The sequence below is a fragment of the Brevundimonas sp. genome (assembly GCF_032017145.1).
In the GTDB taxonomy this organism is placed as follows: Bacteria; Pseudomonadota; Alphaproteobacteria; order Caulobacterales; family Caulobacteraceae; genus Brevundimonas.
Genome location: NZ_DALZQC010000009.1, coordinates 42,988 through 54,578, shown reverse-complemented (window position 1 = coordinate 54,578; position 11,591 = coordinate 42,988). Strand labels below are relative to the sequence as shown.

General features: G+C 67.3%; 12 protein-coding genes and 1 pseudogene. 9 read left to right on the top strand and 4 right to left on the bottom strand.

The window, feature by feature from the left end:
• Window positions 1–432: pseudogene (locus RTU05_RS03075) on the bottom strand (leucyl aminopeptidase family protein); the annotation flags it as partial.
• 90 nt (window positions 433–522) lie between these two features.
• Between RTU05_RS03075 and RTU05_RS03070 the strand changes: the two are divergent.
• From RTU05_RS03070 to RTU05_RS03030, 9 genes are all read left to right on the top strand, one after another.
• The gene (locus tag RTU05_RS03070; protein WP_312595578.1) at window positions 523–1,377 is read left to right on the top strand and encodes a tetratricopeptide repeat protein; all 855 of its coding nucleotides are present in this window, start codon (window positions 523–525) and stop codon (window positions 1,375–1,377) included.
• Window positions 1,378–1,419: 42 nt separating this feature from the next.
• Window positions 1,420–2,085, top strand: coding sequence for an HAD-IA family hydrolase (locus tag RTU05_RS03065; protein WP_312595577.1), 666 nt, complete (start codon window positions 1,420–1,422; stop codon window positions 2,083–2,085).
• Between the two features lie 78 nt (window positions 2,086–2,163).
• Window positions 2,164–3,051: an AraC family transcriptional regulator gene (locus RTU05_RS03060; RefSeq protein WP_312595575.1), complete on the top strand. Its 888-nt coding sequence runs from the start codon at window positions 2,164–2,166 to the stop codon at window positions 3,049–3,051.
• A 77-nt stretch (window positions 3,052–3,128) separates the two neighbouring features.
• On the top strand, window positions 3,129–3,584 hold the full coding sequence (locus tag RTU05_RS03055) for an iron-sulfur cluster assembly scaffold protein (RefSeq protein ID WP_312595573.1): 456 nt from the start codon (window positions 3,129–3,131) through the stop codon (window positions 3,582–3,584).
• A gap of 80 nt (window positions 3,585–3,664) precedes the next feature.
• Complete coding sequence (yidD, locus tag RTU05_RS03050; RefSeq protein WP_312595571.1) at window positions 3,665–3,901, top strand: membrane protein insertion efficiency factor YidD; 237 nt, start codon at window positions 3,665–3,667, stop codon at window positions 3,899–3,901.
• The gene (gene thrS, locus RTU05_RS03045) at window positions 3,898–5,835 is read left to right on the top strand and encodes a threonine--tRNA ligase (protein ID WP_312595569.1); all 1,938 of its coding nucleotides are present in this window, start codon (window positions 3,898–3,900) and stop codon (window positions 5,833–5,835) included. Before yidD ends, thrS begins: the two co-directional genes overlap by 4 nt.
• A gap of 98 nt (window positions 5,836–5,933) precedes the next feature.
• Complete coding sequence (gene galE / locus RTU05_RS03040) at window positions 5,934–6,923, top strand: UDP-glucose 4-epimerase GalE (protein ID WP_312595567.1); 990 nt, start codon at window positions 5,934–5,936, stop codon at window positions 6,921–6,923.
• A 105-nt stretch (window positions 6,924–7,028) separates the two neighbouring features.
• Entirely contained in the window at window positions 7,029–7,529 is a 501-nt protein-coding gene (locus tag RTU05_RS03035; RefSeq protein ID WP_312595565.1) for a ferritin-like domain-containing protein, read from the top strand.
• A 151-nt stretch (window positions 7,530–7,680) separates the two neighbouring features.
• Window positions 7,681–9,018 carry an ATP-binding protein gene (locus RTU05_RS03030; RefSeq protein WP_312595563.1) on the top strand — a complete coding sequence of 446 codons (1,338 nt, stop codon included), beginning with the start codon at window positions 7,681–7,683 and terminating at the stop codon, window positions 9,016–9,018.
• Here the strand turns inward: RTU05_RS03030 and dapD are convergent, their stop codons facing one another.
• From dapD to argB, 3 genes are read right to left on the bottom strand one after another with little or no spacing between them, the layout of a single operon-like run.
• A complete protein-coding gene (gene dapD / locus RTU05_RS03025; protein WP_312595560.1) occupies window positions 9,019–9,888 on the bottom strand; it encodes a 2,3,4,5-tetrahydropyridine-2,6-dicarboxylate N-succinyltransferase in 870 nt (289 codons plus the stop codon).
• Entirely contained in the window at window positions 9,885–10,559 is a 675-nt protein-coding gene (locus tag RTU05_RS03020) for a pyrimidine 5'-nucleotidase (RefSeq protein WP_312595558.1), read from the bottom strand. Before RTU05_RS03020 ends, dapD begins: the two co-directional genes overlap by 4 nt.
• The gene (gene argB / locus RTU05_RS03015; protein WP_312595556.1) at window positions 10,556–11,485 is read right to left on the bottom strand and encodes an acetylglutamate kinase; all 930 of its coding nucleotides are present in this window, start codon (window positions 11,483–11,485) and stop codon (window positions 10,556–10,558) included. The genes RTU05_RS03020 and argB overlap by 4 nt, the downstream gene beginning before the upstream one ends.
• Window positions 11,486–11,591 lie beyond the last annotated feature (106 nt).

Here is an 11,591-nt window from a genome sequence, read left to right as displayed (position 1 = left end):
GGCGCAGGCGGCGGCGATGCGCGAGGCCTCGGCCACGTCCAGCCCCTCGGGCGCGACCAGTCTGACCGGCGCCCGCTCCGGCCGCGCCTTGTAACGGTCGAACACATAGGTTCCGAGCAGAAAGGCCAGGGCCGCCTGATGGGCCACGTCCGCCGCCTCGATCTCCAGCCGATACAGGCCGCCGGGCAGCCGCGCCGACAGGCCCCGCGCCGTCATCGGATCGAAGGCCTGGCCCGCGCCCAGCAGCACCTCGACCGGCGCGCCGTCGGCGCCGGCGACGACCAGCACCTGTCCCGCCTTGCCCTCGAACCCGTTCAGCGCCGCCCAGCGGCCTGCGGCGCCGTCCAGGGCCTGACCGGCCAACACGACACGGATCGGCACGGCGTCCGCGCCGTCGTCGGCGGCGACCAGTAGGGGATGCAGGGCGGACATGGGCGGCCTCGAAACGCGGTTAACCATTGGTTGACGCAGAGCGGCGACCCTGAGCGCGCTAAAGACCCAAGGACCGTTCGGACCTTTCCCATGTCGCCCATGCCCGCCCTGATCGCAACCGTCGCCCTGACGGTTCTGACGACGACCCTGGCCGCCGCGCCCGTCCTGGCCGCCGATCCCACGCCGGTCGCGGCCCAGCAGCAGCGCGGTCCGTCGTCGGCCGAGGTGCGAGCGACCTATGACCGGATGGACGCCCTGTCGCGGTCGGTCTTCTGGGCTTCGGAGCAGCAGGCCGATCCGACCGATGCGGTCGCGGGCGTCAAACTGGCCCAGGCTCTGCGCGAACTGGGCCGCTACGACCAGGCCGCCGAGGCGGCCCAGGCCACGCTGAACATGAAGCCGACCGACCTGGACGCCCTGCTGGAGCTGGGCCGCGCCCATATCGCGCGCGGCCAGGCCTTTTACGGCGTCGCCCCGCTGGAGAAGGCGCGCGACCTGGCGCCGCGCGACTGGCGGGCCTATTCGCTGCTGGGCGTGGCCTATGAGCAGGTGCGGCGCTTCGACGACGCCCGCGCCGCCTGGAACCAGGCGCTGGTCCTGTCGCCGAACAACCCCGACGTCCTGACCAACGCCGCCACCGCCGCCCTGACGCAAGGCGACGCGCCGGGCGCCGAGACCCTGCTGCGCCGCGCCGCCGCCCAGCCGACCGCCTCGGCCAAGGTACGTCAGAACCTGGCCCTGGCGCTGGGCCTGCAGGGCAAGATGGGCGAGGCGGAGCAGATCCTGCGCCGCGAACTGCCGCCGGAACAGGCCGAGCAGAACCTGCGCTGGCTGCGCGCGCGCTCCGCTCCGGGCGCGACGCCGACCACCGCGTCGGCTCAGGCCCCCACCCCGACTGCGACGACCGACACGGCCCGGACCTGGAATTCGCTGCAAGGCGGCTGATGCGACCGTTGCGGCGGGCGCCTGCGCATGGTGGATGAGGCCATGACTTCCCTCCCCGCGTTCCGCGCCTATCAGGCCTTCCTGTTCGACATGGACGGCACATTGATCACCTCGACCGCCGCCGCCGAACGGGTCTGGACCCGCTGGGCCGAGCGGCACGGGCTGGACGTGGCGGCCCTGCTGTCGGTCATGCACGGCGTGCGGGCCGTCGACACCATCCGCCGCCAGAACCTGCCCGACATCGACCTGGACGCCGAGGTCGCCTGGGTCGAGCGCGGCGAGATCGAGGATGTCGAGGGCGTCGCCCCCATTGCCGGCGCCGTCGATTTCGTCACACGCCTGCCGCCCGACCGCTGGGCCGTGGTCACATCCGCCTCGGTCCCCCTGGCCCGCGCCCGGCTGAAGGCCGCCGGCGTCACGCCGCCCGCCGTCCTGATCACCGCCGAGGACGTCGAACGCGGCAAGCCCGACCCCGCCGGCTATCTGAAGGCCGCCGCGACCCTGGGCTTCGACATCGCCGACTGTCTGGTGTTCGAGGACGCCGAGGCCGGCATCATGGCCGGCGAAGCGGCCGGCGCCGATGTGGTGGTCGTCACCGCCGCCTGGACCCACCCGCTGGAGACGGATCACCCGACGCTGGCCGACTATGCGGACGTGACGCTTGAAGTCGGGCCCGACGGGGCGCTGGCGTTCGCCTTGCGCACCTGACCCCGCCTCGATCCAGCATTCTCTGTCAGGCGCGCGGACGGGCCGATCCTTATCCCTGGATGCGCCAAGGAGGTGCGGATGGGCCGGAACATCGTCGAAAACTATCACGCGCGGATGCACCGGGCGCTCGTCTTCATCGACGCGCACCTGGACGAGGATCTAAGCGTGGCGGCTGTCAGCGACGTCGCGGCCTTCTCTCCGCACCATTTCCAGCGGCAGTTCTCTTCGCTGTTCGGGGTCAGCCTGGGCCGCTACGTGCAACACGCACGGCTGAAGCGCGCCCCCTACAGGCTGGCGTTTCGAGACGGGCATAGCGTGCTTGAGATCGCACTCGACAGCGGTTTCGAGGGGCCGGAGGCGTTCAGTCGCGCCTTCCGGCGTCGTTTCGACCAGAGCCCGACCGACTTCAGGAGAGCGCCCCGCTGGGAGCCTTGGCGCGCGGCCCAGACGCCGCTCGTTCAAGCCAGGAGCCAGACCATGTCGCAGACCTTCACCCATACCGACGTCCGCATTCTCGACTTTCCCGAAACGCCCGTGGCCATCATGAGCCATACGGGCGATTCCGCAGCGATCGGCGACACCATCCGTCGCTTCATCGCCTGGCGCAAAGCCGCCGGCCTGTCGCCCAGGGTCAGCGCGACCTTCAACATCTTCCATCCCGATCCCGACGAGGCGTCGCCGCAGGTTCATCGTGTCGATCTGTGCGCCGCTGTGAACCGGGCGATTTCGCCGAACGCCCCGGAAGTGGTGGCGGGCGTCATACCCGCCGGACGGTGCGCGGTCCTGCGTCAGGTGGGCGACAGCGACGATCTGAGCGCGGCGGCGAACTGGCTCTATGGTCAGTGGTTGCCGGACAGCGGGCAGGAGCTGCGCGACTTCCCGATGTTCGCCCAGAGGGTCAACCTCTTCCCCGACGTGGTGGAGCATGAGGCGATCACCGATCTGTTCCTGCCGATCCGCGACTGAACCCGCCAGCCCCTCGCCCTTCTCTCACGGGGAGGGAGAGGTTTCGCGTCGGCGTCGAACACCCTATCTTCCCGCCCATGATCGACGATCTCTACAGCGCGCGCATCCTGACGCTGGCGGCGAACCTGCCGCACGCGGGCCGTCTGCCTCAGCCGGACGGCACCGGCGAGCGGACCGCCAAGCTGTGCGGGTCGCGGGCGACGGTGGATGTGACGCTGGACGATCAGGGCCGCATCGCCGGCTTCGCCCAGGACGTGAAGGCATGCGCCCTGGGCCAGGCCGCCGCCGGGGTGCTGGGCCAGCAGGTCATGGGCGCAACGGTTCAGGACATCCAGGACGCGCGCGACGCCATGATCGCCATGCTGAAGTCCGGCGGCGACGGCCCGGTCGGCCGGTTCGAGGATCTGCGCCTGCTGAAACAGGTCGCCGACTATCCCGCCCGCCACGCCTCGACCCTGGTGTCGCTGGAGGCGACGCTGGAGGCCATGAACGCGGCGCTGGCCGCCCGAACTCGCCTCGCCGGCGCGGCCTGACGGGCACGACCGGTTGATCCCCCTTCTGTGACAGGGGATAAGCGCGGTGAACCCTCATCAGCCCCCCGGCGAAGGGACGAATGTCTCTCTATGAACGCGGCGTGCGCGCAGCCCATCGGGGCTACAAACTGACGCTGTCCCCCCTGATCGGCCAGCAGTGCCGGTTTTTGCCGACCTGTTCGGACTATGGGCGCGACGCCCTGATCCAGCACGGACCGGTGCGGGGGGGATGGCTCACCGTGCGCAGGCTCTGTAAATGCCATCCCTTCGGGGGATCGGGATACGACCCGGTCCCGCCTATAAAGACTGACACATGATCGACCTGAAATTCCCCGACGGCGCGGTGCGCCAATACCCGGCCGGCTCCACGGCGCGCGACGTCGCGACCTCCATCTCTCCTTCCCTGGCCAAGAAGGCCGTGCTGGCAGAGCTAAACGGCGAACAGCGCGACATGGGCCGGGTGCTGGAGACGGGCGGCGACTTCCGCCTGATCATGCGCGACGATCCCGCGGCGCTCTACACCATCCGGCATGACACGGCCCACGTCTTGGCCGAGGCCGTCCAGACCCTGTTCCCCGGAACCCAGGTCACCATCGGCCCGGCCATCGAAGACGGCTTCTACTACGACTTCTATCGCGACGAGCCCTTCTCTACCGACGACTTCGCCGCCATCGAAAAGGAGATGGGCCGGATCGTCGATCGCGACGCCAAGTTCGAACGCGAGGTCTGGGAGCGGGACGAGGCCATCAAATTCTTCGAGGCGCGCGGCGAGAAGTTCAAGGCCGAACTGATCCGCGACCTGCCGGGGACCGAGACCATCACCCTGTACAAACAGGGCGACTGGATCGACCTGTGCCGGGGCCCGCACTTCCCCTCGACGCGCCACGTCGGCAAGGCGTTCAAACTGACCAAGCTGGCCGGCGCCTATTGGCGCGGCGACAGCAAGCGCGAGCAGCTTCAGCGCATCTACGGCACCGCCTGGGCCGCCAAGGAAGATCTGGACGCCCATCTGCAGCGTCTGGAAGAGGCCGAGAAGCGCGACCACCGCAAGGTCGGCAAGGCGATGGAGCTCTTCCACATGCAGGAAGAGGGCCGTGGCATGGTCTTCTGGCACCCCAAGGGCTGGGTGCTGTGGCGCGTGCTGGAGGCCTATATGCGCCGCCGTTTGGACGCCGCCGGCTATGTCGAGGTCAAGACGCCCCAGGTTCTGGACCGCAAATTCTGGGAGCAGAGCGGTCACTGGGACAAGTACCGCCCCAATATGTTCGTCTGCGAGACCGTCGAGGGCGAGACCCTGTCGCTGAAGCCGATGAACTGCCCCGGCCACGTCCAGATCTTCGATCAGGGTCAGCGGTCCTATCGCGAACTGCCGCTGCGCATGGCCGAGTTCGGCGCCTGCCACCGCTATGAGCCGTCCGGTTCGCTGCACGGCCTGATGCGGGTGCGCGGCTTCACCCAGGACGACGCCCACATCTTCTGCCGCGAGGACCAGATCGTCGAGGAGACGGCCGAGTTCATTAAACTGGCCCGCAGCGTCCACGCCGACCTGGGCATGGAAACGGCCTATATCAGCCTGGGCACCCGGCCCGAGAACCGCGCCGGCACGGACGAATTCTGGGACAAGGCCGAGGCGCTGATGGCCGAGGCCGCCCGCGCCGCCGGGACCGAACCGGTCGTGACCGAGGGCGACGGCGCCTTCTACGCGCCCAAGCTGGACTTCATCGTCAAGGACGCCATCGGCCGCGAATGGACCTGTGGCACGATCCAGCTGGACTATGTCCTGCCCGAACGTCTGGACGCGACCTATATCGCCGAGGACGGCCAGAAGCACCGGCCGGTCATGCTGCACCGCGCGATCCTGGGCAGCTTCGAACGGTTCATCGGCATCATGATCGAGAACTACGCCGGCGCCTTCCCCCTGTGGCTGGCCCCGACCCAGGCCGTGGTGGCGACCATCACCTCAGACGCCGACGACTACGCCCGCGACGTGGTGGCCCGGTTCAAGGCCGCCGGCCTGCGCACCGAGATCGACCTGCGCAACGAGAAGGTCGGCTACAAGGTCCGCGAACACTCGGTCGGCAAGGTGCCGGTCATCGCCGTCGTCGGCCGCCAGGAAGCCGAACAGGGCCTGGTCGCCATCCGCCGCCTGGGCTCTCAGGCCCAGACGGTGGTCACGGTCGAGGAGGCCATCCGCATCCTGACCGACGAGGCGACCCCGCCGGACCTGAAGCGAGAAAAAACCACAGATTGATTTAAAGACTCATCCCAGGCTGTCGTTTAGCATAAGGCGTCTGGCTTCAGCACGCTTCCGTGTCTGTCCCGGCAAGGGTCGGCGGGGAGCGCGGGTGAATGTCCAGCATTATCCTGGTCACGGGCGGAGCCGGCTATATCGGCTCACACGTCTGCCTCGCCCTGTCTCAGGCCGGCTTCACACCGGTGGTCTATGACAATCTGTCGAACGGCCATGCGGCCTTCGTCCAGTGGGGCGAGCTTGAGACCGGCGACATACGAGATGGCGCACGTCTGGATGCCGTGATCGCCAGACACAGGCCCGTCGCGGTCCTGCATTTCGCCGCCCTGATCGAGGTCGGGGAATCGGTCAAGACGCCGGGCCGCTTCTATGACAACAATGTCGTCGGCGCCCTGACCCTGATCGAGGCGGCGCGGCGCGGCGGGATCGGGGCGATGGTCTTCTCCTCGACCTGCGCCACCTATGGCGACCCGGTCTATCTGCCGATGGACGAGGCCCATCCCCAGACGCCGCTGAACCCCTATGGCCGCTCCAAGCTGATGGTCGAACAGGCCCTGGCCGACTATTCGACCTATGCCGGCTTCCGCTCGGTCTGCCTGCGCTACTTCAACGCCGCCGGCGCCGACGAAGAGGGCCGGATCGGTGAGCGCCACCACCCTGAAACCCACGCCATTCCGCTGGCGCTCCAGACGGCGCTGGGCCAGCGTCAGGCGTTCAAGCTGTTCGGCGACGACTACGACACCCGCGACGGCACGGCGGTGCGCGACTATGTCCACGTCATGGATCTGGCCGACGCCCATGTGCGGGCGCTGAAATACCTGCTCGACGGCGGCGAGACGACGGTGTTCAACCTGGGCACCGGAGCGGGTACGACGGTCAGGGAGCTGATCGACACCATCCGCCGCACGACCAACCGGCCCTTTCCCGTCGAGACCGCACCGCGCCGGCCCGGCGACGCTCCCTGTCTGGTGGCCGACAACAGCCGTCAGCGCGAGGTTCTCGGCTGGCGGCCGACGCGAACGTTGGACGACATCATTCGCACCGCATGGCGCTGGCATGCCGCCGAGCGGGAGGCGCTTGAGGCCTAGGTCTTCGCAGCTTGCGCACGAAACCGAACACAGGAACGCAAACCTGAAAGATCGCTTTTGATGGCGTGCGCGCCTGCGCTCCATCACAACTAGCGAGACATGACCATGGCCGAGAAAACCCTCGACACCCTGTTCCACGACACGCTCAAGGACATCTATTACGCCGAGCGAAAAATACTGAAGTCCCTGCCCAAGATGGCCCGCGCGGCGCAATCGCCCGAGCTGAAAGCCGCCTTCCAAAAGCACAAGGACCAGACAGAAGGCCAGATCGAACGCCTGCAACAGGTCTTCGAACTGATCGGCAAGGCCCCGCGCGGCAAGACCTGCGACGCCATCGAAGGCATCCTGGCCGAGGGCGAGGAAATCATGGAAGAATACAAGGATACTCCGGCCCTCGACGCCGGCCTGCTGGCTGCCGCCCAGGCGGTCGAACACTATGAGATCACCCGCTACGGCACCCTGAAGCGCTGGGCCTTGGTGCTGGGCATGAAGGACGCCGCCGCCCTGCTGGACGAGACCCTGCAGGAGGAATCCCAGACCGACGAAGACCTGACCGGCATCGCCGACGCCGCCGTCAACGCCGATGCGATGAAGACCGCAGCCTGATATAGGTCGGAGGCGGTTTCGCGACCGCCTCCGGCTCGTTCCTCCAAGGCGTGAGTCCGAAACCGAACACAGCGCTTCTATAAAAGTCAGCGTTCAATGTATCTTAGGCGAACTGACCGAAGTTTGCGTCATCGCCCTAGAGACCTCGACGATGACGCATCCAAAGACCGCACGAGACCGGACCTTCCTGCAGCACCTGATCGAAGCCGGTCATATGCGCTACTGGATCATCGCCAGCTGGGCGGTCGCCCTGTTCACCGTCACCGACTTCAAGACCGCCGCCGCCTGGTTCGTCGCCGCGACCCTGTCGGGGTTGCTGCGAACCTTCGTCGAGCGCGGTCTGGTCATGTCGGACGTCGCGATGCACGGGCGGATCAAGCTGGGTGCCGCCACCATTTCCTGCTTCGCCTGGGCGGCCGCGCCCTTGCTGGCCTTCCTCCATGGCGGAACCTATGGCGTGCCGCTTGGCGTCGCCCTGCTTATCGCCGGCTATGTGCTGGTCTTCACGCAGATGCGCGCCGCGCCTCGCGAAGCCCTGATCGCCTCCGCCCCCTATTCCATCGTGGTGGCGATCCTGTTCGCCCATCTTTGGGGCACGCCGGGCTTCTGGGTCGTGCTCAGCACGGTTCCCGTCCTGGCCCTGGCCTTGGTGATCAAGGTGGCCATCACCCAGATGAAGGACGGCGACCTGGAGGCGGTGAACCAGCGTCAGGCCGAACTGATCGCGGAACTGGAGACGGCGCGCGACCGGGCCAACGCCGCCAGCGCCGCCAAGTCCAACTTTTTGGGCGTCATCTCGCACGAGCTGCGCACGCCGATGAACGGGGTGCTGGGCGCGGCGCAACTGCTTCAGATGTCCGACCTCAGCGACCGTCAGAAGGAGTTCGTCGGCGTAATCCGCAATTCGGGCGAAGGCCTGATGGTGCTGCTGAACGACATCCTGGACATCACCAAGATCGAGTCCGGTAAGATGGAGCTCGACATCGCCGATATCGAGACCGACACGCTGCTGACCCGGCTGACGGGGCCATTCAAGGCCCAGGCCGAGGCGCGGGGTCTGACTTTCGCGACCGAAATCCGGGGCGATCTTCCGCCCCTGCTAAAGATGGACCCGCTGCGCCTGGCCCAGGTCACGCACAACCTTCTGGCCAATGCGATCAAGTTCACGCCGCAAGGCGAGGTTCGCCTGGTCGTCGAAAGCGAACCCCGCGCCGACGGCCGGATCGCCCTGGGGATCAGCGTCGTCGATTCGGGCATCGGCATCGCCGCCGACGATCTGTCGCGCCTGTTCCAGCCCTTCTCCCAGGTGGACGGTTCGTCCACGCGCAAGTTCGGCGGCACCCTCCTGGGCCTCAGCATCTGCCAACGCCTGGCCGTTCTGATGGACGGCGAGATCACGGTGACGTCGATCCCCGGCCAGGGATCGACCTTCACCCTTCACGCCACCTTCGACGCGGCCCCGATCGAAGCCGTACGCATCGCCGCCTGATCAGTCGCGCAGCAGTTCGTTGACGCCGGTCTTGGCCCGCGTCTGCGCATCCACCCGCTTGACTATGACGGCGCAGTACAGCGACGGCCCGCCGTTGGGATCAGGCAGCGCGCCCGGCACCACGACCGAATAGGCCGGCACTTCGCCGCGGAAGACCTCGCCCGTCGCGCGGTCCACGATCTTGGTGGAGCCCGACAGATAGACGCCCATGGCCAGGACCGCGCCCTCGCGCACGATCACGCCCTCGGCGACCTCGGCGCGGGCGCCGATGAAACAGCCGTCCTCGATGATGGTCGGATTGGCCTGCAACGGCTCCAGCACGCCGCCGATGCCCGCCCCGCCCGACAGGTGGACGTTCTTACCGATCTGGGCGCAGGAGCCGACCGTGGCCCAGGCGTCAACCATCGAACCCTCGTCCACATAGGCGCCGATGTTCACGAACGACGGCATCAGCACGACATTCCTGGCGATGTGGGCGCCGTGACGAACGATGGCGCCGGGCACCGAACGGAAGCCCGCCGACTGATAGTCCGCAGCCGTCCAGTCGCCGAACTTGTTGGGCACCTTGTCCCAGAAGGGGCCGACGGCAGCAGGATGATCCGCCGACAACGGCATGACGGACGCAGGGCCGGCGCGCATGATCTGGTTGTCGTTCAGGCGGAAGGACAGCAGCACCGCCTTCTTCAGCCATTGATGCGTGGTCCAGACGCCGTCTTCGCCACGCGAGGCGACGCGCGCCTGGCCGGAGTCCAGCAGGGCCAGCGCCGTCTCGACGGCGTCGCGGACCTCGCCGTGGGTGGCGGCGGACACCTCGGCGCGCTGTTCCCAGGCGGCCTCGACGACGGATTCGAGATGCGACAGATCGGTCATGCGGCGTCCTTGAAGGTCAGGTCGGAGAGAAAGTCGAGAAGGTCGGGAGCCACATGGTCGATGTGGTCGCCCAGCGGCTTGCCGTGGCCGTCGCCGATCAGGACCGTGACCATGCCCAGCGCCTTGGCCGGCTCCAGGTTTTTGGGCGTGTCCTCGAAAAAGGCGGCCTGGTGCGGATCGATATCGAACCGTTCCAGCATCCGGCGGAAGGTGGCGGGGTTGGGCTTGGGCGTCAGGTCGCCGTCCTCAATGGCGAAGACGCCGGCGAAACAGTCGGCGACGCCGATCCGCTCCAGCACCCTGTGCGCATAGTCGCGCGCGCCATTGGTGAAGACATAGGACCGCCCCGGCAAGATCTTCAGCCGTTCCGCCAGGCGCGGATTGGGTTCGACACCATCCAGCGGCACGTCGTGCACCTCATGCAGGAACCGCTCGGTATCCACCGCATAGTTGGCCATCAGACCGGCCAGGGTGGTGCCATGCTCGTCCAGGAACTGGCGCTGCATCGCCGCCGCTGCTTCGGGCTCCAGCCCCACGGCCTCGACCACGAAGGCGTTGATCCGCGCCTGCACCAGCCGCATCAGCCCCTGCTCGCACGGATACAGGGTGTCGTCCATGTCGAACACCCAGGCCCGCACATGCCCAAGGGATGCAGAATGGGGATCCGTCAAGACGCCTTCACCAGGGTGCCGGCGCCGAATTCGGTGAACAGCTCGACCAGCATGGCGTGCGGCCGACGACCGTCCAGGATGACCACCGCCTCGACGCCCGCGCGCACGGCCGCCATGGCCGTCTCCAGCTTGGGGATCATGCCGCCGTGGGCGATGCCGCTGTCGATCAGGGCTCGCGCCTCCTCCAGCGTCATCTGGCGAATGATGTCGCCGTCGGCGCCCTTAACCCCCGGCACGTCGGTCAGCAGCAGCATGCGCTTGGCGTTCAGCGATCCGGCGATGGCGCCCGCCACCGTGTCCGCATTGACGTTGTAGGTCTGTCCGTCCTCAGCCACCCCGATCGGAGCTATGACCGGCACCCAGTCCTCGGTCTCCGACGCGATCAAGCCCTTGATCAGCTTGGGATCGACCTTGGTCGGTTCCCCGACATAGCCCAGGTCCACCTCGTGCTCGATCATGCTGTCGGGATCGCGCTTGGTCCGGCGCGTCTTCTCGACCGTCAGCAGACCCGCGTCCTTGCCCGACAGACCGACGCCGCGCACGTCAGCCTCCTTGCCCGCCATGGTGATCCAGTGGGCGATCTCTTTATTTACCGCGCCGGACAGGACCATTTCGGCCACCTCCATCGTCGCCGGATCCGTGACCCGCAGCCCGTCGACGAAGCTGGACTTCACCCCGGCCTTTTCCAGCATGGCGCTGATCTGCGGCCCCCCGCCGTGCACCACGACGGGATTCACCCCCATCAGCTTCAGCAGCACCACATCGGCCGCGAACTGACGCGCCACGGCGCTCTCGCCCATGGCGTGGCCGCCGTATTTGATGACCACGGTCTCGCGGTCATAGATCTGAATATACGGCAAGGCTTCGGCGAGCGTCTTCGCCGTCTCCCAGCTGCGTTCCTCGGACTGGCGTTCTGTTTCGTTCATCACGCGCGCGAGATAGCGGGGGATGGGGGCGGTGTCACGAAGAACAGACTCTTTAGCGAAAGGATCGACGAGTCGTGTTTGCGCCTCGACTTTAAAACAGCCGGTC